This is a genomic window from Pseudomonas sp. NPDC088414 (assembly GCF_044753325.1).
GTDB lineage: Bacteria > Pseudomonadota > Gammaproteobacteria > Pseudomonadales > Pseudomonadaceae > Aquipseudomonas.
Genome location: NZ_JBIVMY010000001.1, coordinates 179033 through 197654 on the forward strand (window position 1 = coordinate 179033; position 18622 = coordinate 197654).

An 18622-nucleotide genomic window follows, 5' to 3' on the forward strand; every position below is an offset into this window, starting at 1 on the left:
ATTTGCATGAATATCGCTCATGTTGGTACGAGCGTCATACTGTAGAATCGCGGCGTTTTTTTCAGGATCGGGATCAAGGGCATGTCGTACCGCGTCATCAGCATTTTCTTGCTGTTCTTAAGCTGGGGCGCCGTTGCGCAAGAGCCTGCGATCTCTTACACCCGAGATATTCAGCCGATCTTCACCGAGAAATGCGTGGCCTGCCATGCCTGCTACGACTCTGCCTGCCAGCTCAATCTGGGCAGCGGCGAAGGCGCAGGGCGGGGCGCGAGCAAGATGCCGGTCTACGACGGTGAACGCACGCAAGCCGCGCCGACCACGCGGCTGTTCTACGACGCCTTCGGCAAACACGCCTGGCAGCAGAAAGGCTTTTATTCGGTACTCGATGCCCAAGGCAGCCAGGCGGCGTTGATGGCGCGGATGCTGGAATTGGGGCACAAAACCCCGCTGACCCCGAATGCCAAGCTGCCGGAAGACATCGTCCTCGGCCTGCAACGGGAAAACATGTGCGCGATGCCCGCCGAGTTTGACGGCTACGCCGGCGCCCACCCGAAAGAAGGGATGCCGCTGGCGGTGACTGGCCTCACCGATCAGCAATACCAAACCCTGCAACGCTGGCTGGCGTCCGGTGCACCAATCGACGAGCAAGGCCTGGCGCCGAGCGCCAAAGAAGCGCTGCAAATCGTCCAGTGGGAAAATCTGCTCAACACTCCGGGGGCGCGGCAGAGTCTGGTCGGGCGCTGGTTGTTCGAGCACTGGTTCCTGGCGCATATCTACTTCAAGGACGGCGAGCCGGGCCACTACTTCCAATGGGTGCGTTCACGCACGCCGACCGGCCAGCCGATCGATCTGATCGCCACCCGTCGCCCGAATGACGACCCGGGCACCCAGGTTTACTACCGCTTGTGGCCGGTGCAAGGGGTGATCGTGCACAAGACCCACATCACCTATCCGCTGAGCGCGGCGAAGATGGCGCGGGTCAAGAGTCTGTTCTACAGCGGCAACTGGCAGGTCAATGCGTTGCCGGGGTACGGCCCGCAGAGCCGGGCCAACCCGTTCGCCACCTTCGAGGCGATTCCGGCGCAGGCGCGTTATCAGTTCATGCTCGATAACGCCGAATACTTCGTCCGCACCTTCATTCGCGGGCCGGTGTGCCGTGGGCAGATTGCGACGGACGTGATTCGCGACAACTTCTGGGCGCTGTTCCAGGCCCCGGAACATGACCTGTACATCACCGATCCGAACTATCGCGGCCAGGCCACGCCGTTGCTGGCGATGCCGGGGCAGAACGATGACGTCGGCAGTGTCCTGAGCCTGTGGCACAACTATCGCAACAAGCGCAATGAATACGAGGCCCTGCGCCGCGACAGCTACGCCGACCAGCCGCCGCCGAGCTGGTCGACCCTGTGGGCCGGCAACGACAACGCGCTGCTGAGCATTTTCCGCCACTTCGACAGTGCGTCGGTGACCAAAGGCCTGATTGGCGAAGTGCCACAGACCATGTGGCTGTTCGACTATCCGCTGCTGGAGCGCACCTATTATCAGTTGGCAGTCAACTTCGATGTGTTCGGCAACGTCTCCCATCAGGCGCAGACCCGCCTGTATTTCGACCTGATCCGCAACGGCGCCGAGCAGAATTTCCTGCGTTTGATGCCAGCCGATTCCCGCGAGGACTACCTGGACGATTGGTATCAGAGCAGCGGCCAGTTCAAGATGTGGCTCGACTACGAAGCCATCGACGACGACAAGCCGACCGCGCTGAAACTCGATGAGAAAGACCCGAAATACGACTTCGCCATGCAGTTGCTGGCGCGTTACGGCGACCTCAATGCGCGGCCCGACCCGATCAATCGTTGTGAGGGCGCCTACTGCTCGCGGCCGAATATCGACCCGGCGCTGCAGAACGCCGAGCAGGCACTCAGTCGCCTGACGTCACGCCCGGCGGCCGGTCTGAAGGTTATCGATCAACTGCCGGAAGCGACCATGCTGCGCATCGAAACCCGCAGCGGTAAACGCGAGGTTTACAGCCTGCTGCGTAACCGCGCACACAGCAACGTGGCGTTCCTGCTGGGCGAATCGTTGCGTTATCAGCCGGGGCTGGACACCTTGACTATCTATCCGGGCGTGCTCAGCAGCTACCCGAACTTCATGTTCAACATTCCGGCCGAGCAAGTGCCGGAGTTTGTCGATGCCATGGAAAACGCCAAGGATGCCAACCGTTTCGAGAAAATCGTCGAACGTTGGGGGATCCGTCGCAGTCATCCGCAATTCTGGTTCTATTTCCACGACCTGAGCCAATACCTCCATGAAACCGATCCGGTGGAAGAGGGCGTGCTGGACATGAACCGCTACGAGAATCTTTGATCGTTGAGATCGACCTGCTGTCACAATTCCAAGCAACACCGCAAAACCCCTGTAGGAGCTGTCGAGTGCAACGAGGCTGCGATCTTTTGATTCTTTAACAACAAAGATCAAAAGATCGCAGCGTGCCGCAGCTCCTACAGGGGGGGGCGGTGGGGATTCAGGAATCGTGGACAGGAGCCGATCATGTTGATTTCAGTGCAGGCCCTGCGGGCGCTTGCCGCGTGGACGGTGGTCTGTCACCACTTCATGCAGATTTTTTTCGACTTCAAGGCGAGCGGCCCGGTCGGGCAGTTCTTCATCGACAAAGGCGCAGTCGGCGTCGATGTCTTTTTCGTCATCAGCGGTCTGGTGATTTTCCTGTCTACCGAAAGCAAGTCGTTGCCTCCGGCGCGATTTCTGCTGTTTCGGCTGTTTCGCATCGTGCCGGCGTACTGGCTGTACACGCTGTTGATGGCGTTGCTGGTGGTGTTCGCCCGGCCGATGTTGCCGGATCAGACCGTGGATTGGGCGCATTTCCTCGCGTCGCTGTTATTCATTCCTGCGCAAAACCCCGGTGGCTACGGGATCTACCCGACATTGAATGTCGGCTGGACGCTCAATTACGAAATGCTTTTTTATGTGCTGTTTGCCTGTGCGCTGGTGTTTCGCTGGCAGGTGCGCTTGCTGGTGGTTGGCGCGTTGCTGTTTTCGGTGTGTCAGGCGTTCGGCTGGCTCAACGAGTTTTACCGTTCGGACATCGTCTACGAATTTTTGCTGGGGATCGGCATTGGCGTGCTCTATCGCCGGGGCTGGATCGGTGCGGGTCTGTGGCTGCCACTGTTGGCGATGGGCGCCGCGTTGTTGGCGATCTATCACTTGGCGCCGGCGCCAAGACTGTTGAACTGGGGCGTGCCGAGTGCGGTGCTGGTGATGGCCTGCATGGCGCTGGAACGCTATGTCGAGCGCAATCGGCTGGTGAAGTTGCTCGGCGACTGTTCCTACTCGGTGTACCTGATGCACGTGCTGGTGCTGTCTGCCGGTGGTTTTATTGCCCGGCGCTATGGAATCAATCCGTATCTGATGTTCGCTATTTGCGCCCTGGCTATCGCAGTGGGTTCGTGGCTAAGCTACGAATGGGTGGAAAAACGCAGCTATCAGTGGCTTAAAGCGCGGATCGACGGCGAATCGGTTCGCGAGCCTGTCGAGAATCTTTCCCGACAAAAATACTAGGACTTTGTCCGGCGCAATGATTGGCGTAAACTGCGCCCAAGCCTGCGAGGAGTTTCCATGACCGCTATTACCATTACCGACGCCGCCCACGATTACCTGGCCGATCTGCTCTCCAAGCAGAACACCCCGGGCATCGGCATCCGCGTCTTCATCACCCAGCCTGGCACCCAGTACGCCGAAACCTGCATTGCCTACTGCAAGCCGGGCGAAGAAAAACCTGAAGATACCGCGCTGGGGCTGAAAAGCTTCACCGCCTACATCGACTCGTTCAGCGAAGCGTTCCTCGACGATGCCGTCGTCGACTACGCCACCGACCGCATGGGCGGCCAGCTGACCATCAAGGCGCCAAACGCCAAAGTACCGATGGTCAACGCCGACAGCCCGGTCAACGAGCGCATCAACTACTACCTGCAAACCGAAATCAACCCGGGGCTGGCCAGCCACGGCGGTCAGGTCAGCCTGATTGATGTGGTCGAGGACGGCATTGCCGTGCTGCAGTTCGGCGGCGGCTGCCAGGGCTGCGGCCAGGCCGACGTGACCCTGAAGGAAGGCATCGAGCGCACCTTGCTGGAGCGCATCCCTGAGTTGAAGGGTGTTCGCGACGTGACCGACCACACGCAGAAAGAAAACGCCTACTACTGAGTAAGGTGTTCACTGCGGACCTGAAAAACGGCGCTGTGGCGAGGGAGCTTGCTCCCGCTTGACTGCAAAGCAGTCACAAACCTGACAATGCATTTACCCGTGATGAGTGGATTGTCTGGTTTTGGGATCGCTCCGCGATCCGGCGGGAGCAAGCTCCCTCGCCACAATTGCTTTCAGGGTCTGTAAAGGTGTGCATGCCCCGCGCGATACAACGATGACTCGCTAAACACTTCACTCCCCAGCACCCGTCCCACCAGAATCAACGCCGTCCGCCGAAACCCCTTGGCTTCAACCTTCCCGGCAATATCCGCCAGCGTCCCCACCACCCAATCCTGATCCGGCCACGTCGCCCGGTGAATCACCGCAATCGGGCAATCCGCGCCGTAATGCGGTAGCAGTTCGGCGATGATCTTCTGCAGATGATTGACCCCCAGATGAATCGCCATGGTCGCGCCATGCTGCGCCAGACTGCTCAATTCCTCACCCGCCGGCATGGCAGTTTTATCGGCGTAGCGGGTCAGAATCACACTCTGCGACACGTCCGGCAGCGTCAATTCGGCGCCGAGCAACGCCGCACACGCTGCGGTCGCGGTGACGCCGGGGATGATTTCGAACGGAATATTCAGCTCACGCAGATAACGAATCTGCTCACCAATCGCGCCATACAGACTTGGATCGCCGGAATGCACCCGCGCCACATCCTGGCCGTTGGCATGCGCGGTTTTGATCAGTTCGATGATCTGTTCCAGATGCAATTCGGCGCTGTTGACCACGGTGTCGGCCTGATGCCCCTCCAGCACCGCAGCCGGTACCAGCGAGCCTGCGTAGATGATCACCGGGCAGCTGCGGATCAGCCGCTGGCCTTTGACGGTGATCAATTCCGGGTCGCCGGGGCCGGCGCCGATGAAGTAGACAGTCATGCAGAAATCCTGTGAAAAACGGGGCAGGGCAACGCTTCAGATGAAGATTGCTCATGATCAAACAGGGGGATTATCGGGATTTTACGCAGCGCCGGCCAATGCCAGGGTTGCCTGAGCGTATTTTTGCCGGGAAATCAGCAATTTTGCCGGTGCCTGAATCAACTGCTCGGCAAGGGCCAGGGCGGCACTTTCCGCCACGCCGTAGCAGCCGGTGCGCTCATAGGCGATCTGCGAATGGTGGCTGAGTCGCTGCTGGTAACTGGCCAGTTCGTCGCTGCTGAAATACAACAGTGGTAACGCAAGTTGTGCGGCCAGTTCCTGCAAGCCCGGCTCATCGCGCTTCAAGTCGATGCTCGCCAGGGCCTTGACCGCTTCCAGCTCGATGCGATGCGCCTGCAATGCCTGATCGAGTAGCGCGCGCAGCGTGCTGGCCGGGCAGCCGCGCTGGCAGCCCAGGCCAACCACGAAGGTCGGCGCTGCGCGGTCATCGGTCATGCGTGGTATTGACCATCGCTTTTGCGGCGGAACAACCAGGCGCTGATCAGGCCCAGGGCCAGCCAGAACGCCACGTTGGTCAACTGCGAAGCGATTTTGAACTGGGCTTCCAACGCTTCCGGCGCGAGCATCGAATGGACTTCCGGTTGTGGTGCGCCGATTACGTGCGGCACAGCCAGAATCGCCACGCCCAGCAGCTTCATCAACCAATGACGGCTGAACACGATCAGCGCCAGACCGACAGCGGTGGATGCGGCGGTGCCGATCCACCACATCTGCCGCGACGCCAGATCGGCTGCGGCTGTGCCCGGCAGTTCAGGCGGCAGGCCCAAGGTCGGCGCGAGCACGAAAGTTGCGTAACCGGCCAGACCCCAGAGCAGACCTTGTGAGGTTTTGGTCGGTGCACGCAGGGTGTACAGGCCGGCGAGCATCAGGGCGAAACCGACCGCCACCACCAGATTGCCACCGGTGGTCGAGACCACGCGTTGCCAGCCGTCTTCCGGTTCCCAGGCTTCGGCGTCGTGAGTGTGCCCGGCCATGGCGCCGTCGGCATGTTGGTGAACGGCCACCGGTTCGGATTTCTCGAAGGTTTCGGCCTGGAGAATCAGTGGCGAGACCCAGAAACTTTGCAGCAAGGTCAGCAACAGGGCGGCCAGCAGCCCGGTGAAACCTGCGGTTTGCGCAATACGCTTGATCATGGCGGCAGGTCTCAGTGGCACGGGAACGCGGCGCTGTGGCGGGTATCGTGAGCGGCGTTGTGCACCGCTTCGATGTGCGAGAAACCGGCGAAGTAAACCAGGCTGGCGCCGAGGATCGACGCGAAAATCGCGGCGGTCAGGCGTTGGCTCAAGGTGGCGGTGCTGGAGATTTTGTCGGTGTTGCTGCCGGTGCTGCTGATGATCGACATGGCGCTTCCCTCTGGAGTGTCAGCGGGTGAATAGAGCGCATGAAAACCCCTGCGGGTCAGGCACGCAGAGGTTCAAACAGCGCCCGCCCACCGCGGGTTTGTTTTGTTCAGCGACGCAGCATGCGTGCTGTGTGTTGCGGGCCGGTCTCCGGGCTCACGAGGGGTTGGCGTCTGGCCGACCTGCAAGCATCACCTTCCCATGCCGTATGGCACAGTGGATCTGACGCTTCGCTCGCTTACCGTTGCGGGGGCAGCACCGGACTGACATGGCTTTGAGTAAAGCACATGATTCACCGGTTTCCCGTTTCACCCTGTGAAGGGCACCCGTAACAAGTTGTGTAGGAGAGCATGGGTGGGGATTTGAGTCAATTGAATGGGTATGGGGGTATATCCGTTGCTGCGGTAACGGCTTCCTATGGTTCCGCCCTTACGGCGGGTCACTTTTGGCAAACTCCCCAAAAGTAACCAAAAGGTCTGTGCCCTGACGTTCGGCCCTCGCCTAGGCTCGGGTTCCTTCGCTCCGGGATTCATCCGGGGGGCAGCGCCTACGGTTTGCTTCGCTGCACCTCCTCTCGCTGTGTTTGGCTGCGCCAAACGGTCGCTGCGCTCCCACCCCCGGATAAATCCCTCCACTCAGCCTGCCGACGGGCCTTGAGATCAAAAGCTTTACTCGAGCTAACGCTCATCGTGTTGAGTGGTGAAAAGCGGGTGCGATCTGCTGTTGATTTTTGTGGGAGCTGGCTTGCCAGCGATGGCGGCCTGACAGCCGACCAATTTCCAACCGAATACACCCAATCCCCTGTAGGAACTGCCGAAGGCTGTGATCTTTTGATCTGCTTTGGCTTTGGCTTTGGCTTTGGCTTTGGCTTTGGCTCTGGCTCTTGATGTGTCTTTTGATCTTCAGCCCCTTCGGCAGGCCGAGCGTAGGTGTCCATCCGGGGGATAGGCGCGCAGCGCCGTGCGGCGAAGCCGCATACATCGAGAGGAGGTGCAGCGAAGCAAACCGTAGGCGATGCCCCCGGATGGACACCGTAGCGAGGGAACACTGAGCCTCAGCGAAGTGCCGTACGCCGGGGGAAGCCTTTTTGGTTACTTTTTCGGCGTTTGGAAAAAGTGACCCGCCGTAAGGGCGGAACCCTAAGCGGCCATAACCGCAGCAACGGATATGCCCACAAAACCAACCCCCCATTGACCCATCACGAACCCATGCGTAGCCTTGCACCTTCGAGGTTCTTCGGCCCACGCCGAAGCTAAGAAGGGAACGCGGTCAAAGCCGCGGCTGCCCCCGCAACTGTGAACGGTGAAGTTCGTTGCCACGCCACTGCCAGCTCAATCCACAGAGCCCGCGGGAAGGCGCAGCGAATGCCAGGCCCCGCGCCCGAACACCGTCAGCCAGGAGACCTGCCTCGTCACAGATTTCTCACTACAACCGGGCGGGGTGATCCGGTGGCGAATTCTTCCGCGCGCACGCTCGCAGCGGATCTCGTCCCGTATGCCCGCCACCTTGCCAAAGGGCATCCGATGAAAACACTGGCCAAACTCCCCGTCACCATCGTCACCGGTTTCCTCGGCTCGGGCAAAACCACCTTGCTGCGCCATATGCTCGACAACGCTCAGGCCCGCCGCATCGCGGTGATCGTCAACGAATTCGGCGAGCTGGGCATCGACGGTGAAATCCTCAAACAATGCACCATCGGCTGCACCGAAGAAGAGGCCACTGGCCGCGTCTACGAACTGGCCAACGGCTGCCTGTGCTGCACGGTTCAGGAAGAGTTCTTCCCGGTGATGCGTGAACTGGTCGCCCGTCGCGGCGATCTCGACCACATCCTGATCGAGACGTCCGGTCTGGCCCTGCCAAAACCGCTGGTTCAAGCCTTCCAGTGGCCAGAAATCCGCAGCGCCTGCACCGTGGACGCGGTGATTACCGTGGTCGACAGCCCGGCCGTGGCCGCTGGCACGTTTGCCGCGTTCCCGGATCAGGTCGACGCCCAGCGCAAACTTGACCCGAACCTGGATCACGAATCGCCGCTGCACGAACTGTTCGCCGACCAACTGGCCAGCGCCGATCTGGTGATCCTCAACAAGGCCGACCAGACCAGCCCTGAAGACCTCGCTCGCGTACGTCTGGAAGTCGCTGAAGAACTGCCGCCAGCGGTAAAAATCATCGAAGCCAGCAACGGTCGCCTGCCACTGGACGTGCTGATCGGTCTCGGCGCCGGTTCCGAAGAACACATCGACAGCCGCCACAGCCATCACGATCACCACCACGACGGTGATGACGATCACGATGACCATGATCACGACGCCTTTGATTCGATCTCCATTGAACTGCCGCAAGCCGATGAAAGCCTGCTGCTCGACGCGCTGACGCAACTGGTGGTCCAGCACGGAATCCTGCGCGTGAAGGGCTTCGCGGCGATTCCGAACAAGCCGATGCGTCTGTTGATCCAAGGCGTGGGCACGCGTTTCGACAAGCATTTCGACCGCCAGTGGGGCGCTGACGAAGCGCGCGTCACCCGTCTGGTGCTGATCGGTCAGGAACTCGACGCCGCGCAACTCGAAGCGCAACTGCGCGCCGCGCTCAGCGTTTAAGCCATGCACCTGCTCAGGACCCAGCCCGGCGGTTTCGTGTCGGATGACAACATTGCCGACCTTGGACAAACCCCCGCCGAACTGGTGATCCTGTGCAGCGGCGATTCCAGCCTGGCGCTGCTCGCCGAAGCGGCGCAGCAGTTGCCCGAGGATTATCCGAGCCTGCGTCTGGCCAACCCCATGCAGGTGCAGAATCATGCCTCGGTCGATCTGTATGTCGATGAGGTACTGCGTCACGCCAAGGTCATTCTGATTTCGCTGCACGGCGGCATCGCTTACTGGCGTTATGGCGTCGAGCGTCTGGTGGAGTTGTCCGAACGCGGCGTGCAGGTGATTCTGGTGCCGGGCGATGACCGTCCCGACCCGGAGCTCAGCGACCTGAGCACTGTGCCCGCCGAAGATCGCGACCGCCTCTGGCAGTTCCTGCGTCAGGGCGGCATGGGCAATGCGCTGGACTTCTTCCATTGCCTGGCCAACCGCTGGTTGGCGCGCGACTACGTCTGGGGCGAGCCGCAAGCGCTGCCGCGTACGGTGATTTACCACCCCCAGAAAAACACCGCCGCACTGTGCGACTGGCAAGCCGAATGGCTGCCCGGTCAACCGGTTGCGGCGGTGTTGTTTTATCGCTCGCATTTGCAAGCGGCGAACACCGCGTTCATTGACGTGTTTTGCCAGCGCTTGCAGGCAGCGGGGCTCAATCCGTTGCCGATCGCCGTCGCCAGCCTGAAAGAACCCGGCTGTCTGAGTGTGGTCGAGGACTGGCTGGATGAGGTCGAGGCGGCGGTGATTCTCAACACCACCGGCTTCGCGCAATCCAGCCCGGAAGCGCCGCATCTGCGGCCGTTCCGGCGCAATATTCCGGTGATTCAAGCGATCTGCGCCCAGGACAACGAACCCGGTTGGCGCGACAGCGAGCAGGGTCTGGGGCCACGGGATCTGGCGATGCACATCGCCTTGCCGGAACTCGACGGGCGCATCATCAGCCGGCCGATCAGCTTCAAGGATCTGGCCTGGCGCAGTGAGCGCAGTCAGTCCGACGTGGTCTGCTATCGGGCGCAACCCGAGCGCATGGATTTTGTCGCCGAACTGGCCCGGCGCTGGAGCGATCTGGCGCAACTGCCGAACGCTGAAAAACGCATCGCGCTGATTCTCGCCAATTACCCGACTCGCGACGGTCGCATCGGCAATGGCGTCGGTCTCGATACGCCGGCGGCCGCGTTGAATATCCTGCGGGCGTTGCAGGCCGAAGGCTTTCCGCTGGCGGCGCAGTTGCCGGACAGCGGCACCGAACTGATCCAGCAATTGCTCGGCGGCGTGAGCAACGACCTCGACAGCATCGACTTGCGTCCGTGCCAGCAAAGTCTGGCGATGGACGCCTATTTGGCGATGCTCAATGCGCTGCCGCAAGCCAATCGCGCGGCAGTGCTGGAACGCTGGGGCGCGCCGCAAAACGATCCGATGTGTCGCGACGGGCGGATGATGATCGCCGGGCTGCGTTTTGGCCTGACCTTCGTCGGCATTCAGCCGGCGCGCGGTTATCAGGTCGATCCGAGCGCGGTGTATCACGACCCGGATCTGGTGCCACCCCACGGCTATCTGGCGTTCTATTTCTGGCTGCGCAACACCTACGGCGCGCACGCGGTGATTCACGTCGGCAAGCACGGCAACCTCGAATGGCTGCCGGGCAAGGGTGTCGGCCTTTCGGAGAATTGCTGGCCGGATGCATTGCTCGGGCCGCTGCCGAATATCTATCCGTTTATCGTCAACGATCCGGGCGAGGGCGCCCAGGCCAAACGGCGTACGCAAGCGGTGATCATCGACCACCTGATGCCGCCGCTGACCCGCGCCGAAACCTACGGCCCGCTGCGCAATCTGGAGCTGCTGGCCGACGAATATTACGAGGCGCAACTGCTCGATCCGCGTCGTGCGCGGGAGCTGCAGCGTGACATCCTGCAACTGGTGCGCGAGACGCAGATCGATCGCGAACTGCAACTTGATGCCGGTCTGGACAGCGACGCCGACGCAGCAATCTGGCTGCCGCGCCTGGACACCTATCTGTGTGATCTGAAGGAATCGCAGATCCGCGATGGCCTGCACATTTTCGGCGAGTCACCGAGCGGGCGTTTACGCATCGATACCTTGCTGGCCTTGCTGCGCATCCCGCGTGGCGACGGCAAGGGCGCGCAGTCGAGTCTGCTACGGGCGTTGGCCAAGGCGTTTGAGTTGGGCTTTGATCCGCTGGACTGTGCGTTGGCCGATCCGTGGAACGGCCCGCGCCCGCCGGAGCTGCAAAACGTCAGCGACGAAATCTGGCGCACCGCCGGCGACACCCGCGAACGCCTGGAGCTATTCGCCACCCACCTGATCTCCCAAGCACTACAAATCCCCTGTGGGAGCGAGCTTGCTCGCGAAAGCGGTGGGTCAGGTACATCAATGTCGACTGACACGACGCTTTCGCGAGCAAGTCGAATCGTCGCACCGTCGCTCCCACAAGGGGCAGGAAGGGTCGAAGTCAACGCGATTCTGGACAACCTGCGCGAAGTCGTCGCCCCACGCCTCGACGCCTGCGGCCCCGCCGAAATGCGCGGCCTGCTCGACGCGCTGAACGGTCGCTTCGTCCCCGCCGGCCCAAGCGGCGCACCCAGCCGTGGTCGTCTCGACGTGTTGCCCACCGGGCGCAATTTCTACTCGGTAGACGTGCGCAACCTGCCGACCACCACCGCCTGGCGCATCGGCTTCCAGTCCGCCACGCTGATTCTCGAGCGGCATTTGCAGGATCACGGCGATCACCTGCGCCAGCTCGGTTTATCAGTGTGGGGTACGGCGACCATGCGCACCGGCGGTGATGACATCGCTCAGGCCATGGCACTGATGGGCGTGCGTCCGGTCTGGGCCACCGGCAGTCAGCGCGTCGATGATTTCGAGATTCTGCCGCTGAGCCTGCTCGACCGGCCACGGGTCGATGTCACGCTGCGGGTCTCGGGCTTCTTCCGCGATGCCTTTGCCAATTTGATTCGTCTGTTCGACGCGTCCGTGCAAGCGGTGGCGGCGCTGGACGAACCGGATGACTTCAATCCGCTGGCCGCCAAAGTGCGGGCCGAGCGCGAGGCGCTTTTGCAATCGGGGCTGGATGAAGACGCGGCGCGGCGCCAGGCCGGCTGGCGGATCTTCGGCGCCAAACCCGGTGCCTATGGCGCGGGTGTACAGGGCGCGATCGACGGTCGCCTGTGGCAGAGCCGCGAAGATCTGGCCGAGGTCTATCTGAACTGGGGCGCTTACGCTTATGGCGGTGCGGATGAAGGCACCGCCGCCCGTGAACAGTTCGTCCAGCGCCTGAGTCAGGTGCAGGCGGTGTTGCAGAATCAGGACAATCGCGAGCACGATTTGCTCGATTCCAACGACTATTACCAGTTTCAGGGCGGCATGCTCGCGGCGGTGGAAACCCTTCGCGGTGAAGCGGCGGCCAGTTATCACGGCGATCACAGCCAGCCGGATCTGCCGAAAATCCGTACCCTGAAAGAAGAACTGAACCGGGTGATCCGCTCGCGGGCGGCCAATCCGAAATGGATCGACGGGGTCAAGCGTCACGGCTATAAGGGAGCTTTTGAACTGGCGGCGACGGTCGACAACCTGTTTGCTTTTGATGCCACCACGCAGCTGATTGACGATCATCAATATGCGTTGCTGGCGGACGCCTACTTGCTCGATCCGGCGACCCGCGATTTTGTTCGTGAACACAATCCGCATGCCCTGCGGGACATGACCGAGCGCATGCTCGAAGCGCAGCAGCGCGGGATGTGGCAGGAACCCGGCGTGTATAAAGAAGCACTGGAAAACCTGCTGCTGGATATAGAAGAAGACACCTGACACACCGCAACATTTTGTAGGAGTGAGCCTGCTCGCGATAGCGGTGTATCAGCCAACCTGTTTGTTGCTGACCCACCGCTATCGCGAGCAGGCTCACTCCTACATTGAAATGAATTCACACCGACCATGACCGAGTATTGAAGATGACCGACACCCCGCATTTCCCGCTCTCCGCCGTGGTCGGCGCCGATGACCTGAAACTCGCGCTGTGCCTCACCGCCATCGACCCGAAAATCGGCGGGGTGCTGATCGAAGGTCCGCGTGGCATGGCCAAATCGACCCTGGCCCGTGGCCTCGCCGATCTGCTGGCGAGCGGGCAGTTCGTCACGCTGCCACTGGGCGCCACCGAAGAACGTCTGGTCGGCACCCTCGATCTGGACGCCGCGCTGAGCGAAAGCCGTGCGCAGTTTTCCCCCGGCGTGCTGGCCAAGGCTGACGGCGGTGTGCTGTACGTCGATGAAGTGAACCTGCTGCCCGATCATCTGGTGGATCTGCTGCTCGATGTGGCGGCCAGTGGCACCAACCTGATCGAGCGCGACGGGATTTCCCATCGGCATTCGGCGCGATTCGTGTTGATCGGCACGATGAACCCGGAAGAGGGCGAACTGCGCCCGCAACTGCTCGACCGTTTCGGCCTGAACGTCGCCCTCAGCGGTCACACCGCGCCGACCGAGCGCGGGCAGATCATCCGTCGTCGACTGGATTTCGACAGCGATCCACAGGCGTTCTGCGCGCAGTGGGAAGCCCGGCAGCAAGCACTGCGTGAGCGCTGCGAACAGGCGCGCATCCTGTTGGCGAGCATTGCGCTGGATGACGACGCGTTGGCGAGCATCACCGAGCGTTGCTTTGCGTCGGGTGTCGATGGCTTGCGCGCCGATCTGGTCTGGCTGCGTGCGGCCCGTGCGCATGCGGCATGGCGCGGCGCGGCAGCGATTGCCGAGCAGGACATTGATGCTGTGGCGGAATTTGCCCTGCGTCATCGCCGTAAAGAGTCATCTTCTTCCAGTCCGCAACCCCCCGCGCAAACCTCGGCCAATACCCAAATCGACCCGAGCGAAGGGCAAGGGCAGTGGGGAGATATGCCCGCCCCGGCACTGGCCACCGGCGCCCGTCGCGAAGTGCCGAGCTGGCCAAAAAAGTAACCGGCATTCGTCCCCGATCCGACGCGGGGGCGAATGCCAGACCCCGCGCCGGACAACTCGACCACGGACGCCAAGGCCAGCGCCACGCCGCGCGCAGCGGTCTGGTGAACTGGCCGGGCACGCTGCTCAACGGTCGGCCGCAGACTCGAGAAGATCTCCAGTTCCAGTTGCGCACTCGTACTCCCCATGAATTGTGGCTGGTGATCGTCGACGCCTCGGCATCAACGCGTCGGCATCAGGCGCTGAGCGATGCCAAGGGCTTGCTCGCGCAATTGTTCGATGATGCTTATCGTCAGCGCGCCCGCCTGGCATTGCTGACCGCCAGCGGCAGCGCGCCGAAATGGCAGGTGCAGGGCTTGAAGGCGTCGAGTGGTTTGCGCGCCTGGCTGGAGGCGTTGGGTGCTGGCGGTGGCACGCCGTTGGTTGCGGCATTGACGCAGGCACAGCAATGGCTGGTACAGCGACAGAAGCGCTTTCCGGCGGAGCAGCAGCGCTTGCTGGTGGTGACGGATGGGCGTTTGAAAGTCTTGCCGCCGCTGTCGCCACTGGAGTGTCCGGGGCTGTTGATCGACATAGAGCGTGGGCCGATCCGTCTGGCTCGGGCGCGAGAATTGGCGATGGCGCTGAATGTGGATTATCGGCATATTGATGATGTGTGATGCCCGTGCGGGCCTCATCGCCAGCGGGCTCGCTCCCACAGTGTGAGCTGTGTTCACGAATATTGTGTGCGACACAAAACCCTGTGGGAGCCAGCCTGCTGGCGATGGCCCCGATTCGGTTTCAGGTGAACATGGCAATCAGGCTCCGACCCTCTATGCTCACCCCAGCCCAATCACAAGGAGTGAATCATGCGGGTACTGGTCGCCAATCCTCAGGACGATTTTCGCGTCAAAGCCTACGCCGGCACCAACGGCGTATTACTCGCCATGGACCTGGCCGAACCCCGCCGCAAAGGCTTGCTCGGGTTTGCCATCGAAAAGCAGCAGGGCGACAAACCGTGGTTGTTCCTGTTCAACAGCCTGACATTTCCCGGCAAGTCGCACACCTTCCCCCAGTATCACGCCACACCCAGCGATAAAGCGCCGCTGCAGAAATTCCGCTGGGCCGATTACGCGGTCAATCCGGGCACGACGATGCACTATCGCGTGCATCTGGCCTACGGCACGGCGGATGCGCCGCAACTGGGCGAATCGCTGGAGCTGAGCATCACCAGTGACGACGGCCATCCAGCCAACCAGAGCGTAATCTTCAATCGAGCCGTGGCTGCCAGTCAGGCCTTCCAGCGCAAGTTTCCCGAGCTCGACGCGCAGATCAGCGCCAACAGGAACCTGCCCATCGAAGCCTGGCCCGACGCGGCACGACTGTGGCTGGAGAACGGCCTGCTGGAGCGTTTGCTCGGGTACATCGAGCGCGCCGTGGACGTCAATTGGGCGCTGGATATCGCGATCTACGAGTATCAGTTGCAGGCGATCATTGATGCAGTGAATGCAGCATTTGCCCGAGGGGTTCAGGTGCGCGTGCTGTATCACGCGCAGCCTGGTGATTCCGATACGACCCTGAACGAAACGAACCTTGCCAGGTTGCCGGCGGCGAACAAACGCGGCCGGGTCACCCACAACATCTTTCACGATAAATTCATTGTTCTCAGCCGCGTCGATGGCGCGGGTCAGCGGCAACCGCAGGCGGTGCTGTGCGGCAGTACCAACTTCACCGCCAATGGCGTGTATCGCCAGGCCAATGTGGTGCATACGCTCGACGACGTGATGATTGCCGCGCGGTATTTGCAAGTGTTCGATGAGGTCTGGGCCAACCCCGCCGACGTCGCTGCGACGCGCAGCTGGATCACCGAGCACAACCCGATGGACCCGACACAGGCGCTGTTCGCCGGGTTCTCGCCACGCAGCGGTGGTGGTGATTTGCGTGAGTTTGTCGAGATCATCGAGGCGGCCAGGAAGGACGTGCTGTTCGTCACCGCGTTCACCTTGCCGGACGCGATCCTCAACGCGCTGCTCGGCAAACCGCATGACGACATTCTGCGTTACGGCCTGCAAAACACCGCGAGCAGCATCACCGGTTTTCATGCCGACCGCACCGCCGAATTCGCTGCCACAGCTTTGCTCAACACCGGGCTGGAAGGCTGGCTGAAAGAAAACATGAAGGGCCAGAAGGGCAACCTGCTGGTGCACACCAAAGCGGTGGTCACCGACTTCACTACCGACGCGCCGACCATCATCAGCGGCAGCCACAACCTCAGCACCTCGGCCAGTAACGGCAATGACGAAAATTACCTGATCATTCGAGGCGATACCGACCTGGCGGACCGCTATGGCCTGGAATTGCTGCGGTTTTATGAGCATTACCGCTTTCGCTATTTCGCGAAAAAACTCGAGTTGAAGCAGGTGAGTCCGTTGGCGGTGGACGACAGCTGGACTCACGATTATTACGTGGAAGGGGATTTACGCCAGCTGTCGCGGTTGCGCTTTGCCGGACGATGACAGCCAACTGTAGGAGCTGCCGCAGGCTGCGATCTTTTGACTTAGTTGTTCAGGATCAAGATCAAAAGATCGCAGCCTTCGGCAGCTCCTACAGGGGGGCGGTGGGCTGTTGATACAGATTTTGAAATGATTTGCCGCTGTAGAAAATGTGCCTTGAGCCTGTACGCTCCAAGGCCATTTTTAATTCAGGATTTGCATGAACACCCTCTTGGAGCCTCCCAGTCGTACCTTCTACTCGCGCCATGGCGCGGTCTTGACGCACTCGCAGTATCCGGTATTCCGACTCCCGACTATCGTTGACAACGCGGCTTCAGAGCCTTCGCGTTGCACTTTGCCGTGCCCGGCAGCCTGAATTCACTGAAGAGAGATCGAGACATTTTATGGAATGGTTAGCGGATCCCACGGCCTGGTTAGGCTTGTTGACTCTGATCGTGCTGGAACTGGTGCTGGGTATCGACAACCTGGTGTTCATCGCCATCCTGGCAGACAAGCTGCCACCGCATCAGCGCGATCGTGCGCGGATCATCGGCCTGTCGTTGGCGCTGATCATGCGCTTGGGCCTGTTGGCGAGTATTTCCTGGCTGGTGACTCTCACACAGCCGTTGTTCGAGGTGTTCGACAAGAGCTTCTCCGGTCGTGACCTGATCATGCTGTTCGGTGGTGTGTTCCTGCTGTTCAAGGCGACGATGGAGTTGCACGAACGACTTGAGGGGCACGTCGGCCAGCGCTCGACCAATGCCGCTTACGCATTGTTCTGGCCGATCGTCGCGCAGATCGTGGTGCTCGACGCGGTGTTCTCTTTGGACGCGGTAATCACTGCAGTCGGTATGGTGGATGAACTGGCGGTGATGATGATCGCGGTGATCATTTCCATTGCTCTGATGATCGTGGCCAGCAAGCCGCTGACCCGCTTCGTCAATGCGCACCCGACGGTGATCATGCTGTGTCTGGGCTTTTTGATGATGATCGGTCTTGCCCTGACGGCCGAAGGCCTGGGTTTCCACATCCCGAAAGGTTATCTGTACGCAGCCATCGGCTTCTCGATCCTGATCGAGGTGTTCAACCAGATCGCTCGTGCTCGACGCAAGCGCTCGATGCAAGGCATGCGGCCGATGCGTGAGCGCACGGCGCATGCGGTGATGCGCTTGCTGGGCGGACGCAAGCTGGCGGTGGAGGAGGTCGGCGAGGAAATCTCCGACCTGCTGGACGACGGTGAAGCACCGAGTGCGGAGCTGTTCGACCGTCGTGAGCGAGTGATGATCAGCGGTGTGCTGCAACTGGCCGAGCGGCCGATTCGCAACCTGATGACCGTGCGCGCCGACGTCGACACCATCGATCTGGCCGACGACGCCGAAACGATTCGCACAAAATTGATGCACTCGTCGTATTCGCGTCTGCCGCTGATTCGCGACGGCGCAGTGGATGAGCCGCTGGGTTTCGTGCACAAGAAGGAACTGCTCAAGGAATACCTGGCCGGTACCGAGCCGAATCTGGAGCACCTGGCGCGCAAGACCATCAACCTGCTCGACAGTTATTCGATCCTCAATGCCTTGGAGCAGATGCGCACGGTGTCGACCCACATCGCCTTCGTGGTCAACGAATTCGGTGACTTTGTCGGCGTGTTGACCATGACCGACATCCTTGAGTCGATTGCCGGCGAGCTGCCAGATGCCAGCGAAATCGAAGGTCCGGACGTGATCGAGGAGCAGGGCGGGTTTGTCGTCAGCGGCGCATTGAACCTGACCCGTGTTCGCCAGCGCACCGGGTTTGGCGCCGAACCGACCGAGGACTATCAGACCTTGGCCGGACTGGTGATGAGCCTGCTGGACCGCTTGCCAATGAAGGGGGATCGCCTGCAGTACCAAGGCTGGCAAATGACCGTGGTGGCCGTTGAAGAGCGGCGGGTGACGCGGGTGTTGCTGGCGCGTGACGCTGCTGTGTAATGCTTGGCTGTCTTGCCGGCCCCATCGCCAGCAGGCTGGCTCCCGC

General features: G+C 61.2%; 13 protein-coding genes and 2 riboswitches. Of the genes, 9 read left to right on the forward strand and 4 right to left on the reverse strand.

The genetic code is table 11. The annotated features are described in order from the left end of the window. Window positions 1-81 precede the first annotated feature (81 nt). The 3 genes from ACIP8I_RS00705 (at window position 82) to nfuA (ending at window position 4215) form a co-directional block, all read left to right on the forward strand. Window positions 82-2364 carry a fatty acid cis/trans isomerase gene (locus tag ACIP8I_RS00705; RefSeq protein ID WP_400757953.1) on the forward strand — a complete coding sequence of 761 codons (2283 nt, stop codon included), beginning with the start codon at window positions 82-84 and terminating at the stop codon, window positions 2362-2364. A 183-nt stretch (window positions 2365-2547) separates the two neighbouring features. Further along, entirely contained in the window at window positions 2548-3573 is a 1026-nt protein-coding gene (locus ACIP8I_RS00710; protein ID WP_400757955.1) for an acyltransferase family protein, read from the forward strand. 57 nt (window positions 3574-3630) lie between these two features. Beyond that, window positions 3631-4215: a Fe-S biogenesis protein NfuA gene (nfuA, locus tag ACIP8I_RS00715; RefSeq protein ID WP_003225494.1), complete on the forward strand. Its 585-nt coding sequence runs from the start codon at window positions 3631-3633 to the stop codon at window positions 4213-4215. A 173-nt stretch (window positions 4216-4388) separates the two neighbouring features. Here the strand turns inward: nfuA and cobM are convergent, their stop codons facing one another. The 4 genes from cobM to ACIP8I_RS00735 all read right to left on the reverse strand — a co-directional run bounded on the left by cobM (window position 4389) and on the right by ACIP8I_RS00735 (window position 6537). Next, window positions 4389-5135, reverse strand: coding sequence for a precorrin-4 C(11)-methyltransferase (gene cobM, locus ACIP8I_RS00720; protein ID WP_400757957.1), 747 nt, complete (start codon window positions 5133-5135; stop codon window positions 4389-4391). A gap of 81 nt (window positions 5136-5216) precedes the next feature. Next, a complete protein-coding gene (locus ACIP8I_RS00725; protein WP_003225490.1) occupies window positions 5217-5630 on the reverse strand; it encodes a cobalamin biosynthesis protein in 414 nt (137 codons plus the stop codon). Beyond that, window positions 5627-6328 carry a CbtA family protein gene (locus ACIP8I_RS00730; RefSeq protein ID WP_400757959.1) on the reverse strand — a complete coding sequence of 234 codons (702 nt, stop codon included), beginning with the start codon at window positions 6326-6328 and terminating at the stop codon, window positions 5627-5629. Before ACIP8I_RS00730 ends, ACIP8I_RS00725 begins: the two co-directional genes overlap by 4 nt. A gap of 11 nt (window positions 6329-6339) precedes the next feature. Continuing rightward, window positions 6340-6537, reverse strand: coding sequence for a CbtB domain-containing protein (locus ACIP8I_RS00735; protein WP_003225486.1), 198 nt, complete (start codon window positions 6535-6537; stop codon window positions 6340-6342). Between the two features lie 121 nt (window positions 6538-6658). Further along, window positions 6659-6880: riboswitch (cobalamin riboswitch) on the reverse strand. Between the two features lie 867 nt (window positions 6881-7747). Next, window positions 7748-7961: riboswitch (cobalamin riboswitch) on the forward strand. A gap of 97 nt (window positions 7962-8058) precedes the next feature. Between ACIP8I_RS00735 and cobW the strand changes: the two genes are divergently transcribed. The 6 genes from cobW (at window position 8059) to ACIP8I_RS00765 (ending at window position 18576) form a co-directional block, all read left to right on the forward strand. After that, complete coding sequence (gene cobW / locus ACIP8I_RS00740) at window positions 8059-9129, forward strand: cobalamin biosynthesis protein CobW (protein WP_400757961.1); 1071 nt, start codon at window positions 8059-8061, stop codon at window positions 9127-9129. 3 nt (window positions 9130-9132) lie between these two features. Beyond that, window positions 9133-12996 carry a cobaltochelatase subunit CobN gene (gene cobN / locus ACIP8I_RS00745; protein ID WP_400757963.1) on the forward strand — a complete coding sequence of 1288 codons (3864 nt, stop codon included), beginning with the start codon at window positions 9133-9135 and terminating at the stop codon, window positions 12994-12996. A 143-nt stretch (window positions 12997-13139) separates the two neighbouring features. Further along, the gene (locus tag ACIP8I_RS00750) at window positions 13140-14138 is read left to right on the forward strand and encodes an ATP-binding protein (protein WP_400757965.1); all 999 of its coding nucleotides are present in this window, start codon (window positions 13140-13142) and stop codon (window positions 14136-14138) included. Then, window positions 14066-14797 carry a VWA domain-containing protein gene (locus ACIP8I_RS00755; protein ID WP_400757967.1) on the forward strand — a complete coding sequence of 244 codons (732 nt, stop codon included), beginning with the start codon at window positions 14066-14068 and terminating at the stop codon, window positions 14795-14797. Before ACIP8I_RS00750 ends, ACIP8I_RS00755 begins: the two co-directional genes overlap by 73 nt. Window positions 14798-14986: 189 nt before the next feature. After that, window positions 14987-16633: a phospholipase D-like domain-containing protein gene (locus tag ACIP8I_RS00760; RefSeq protein WP_400757969.1), complete on the forward strand. Its 1647-nt coding sequence runs from the start codon at window positions 14987-14989 to the stop codon at window positions 16631-16633. Window positions 16634-17013: 380 nt separating this feature from the next. Next, on the forward strand, window positions 17014-18576 hold the full coding sequence (locus ACIP8I_RS00765; RefSeq protein ID WP_400757971.1) for a transporter associated domain-containing protein: 1563 nt from the start codon (window positions 17014-17016) through the stop codon (window positions 18574-18576). Window positions 18577-18622: the final 46 nt, after the last annotated feature.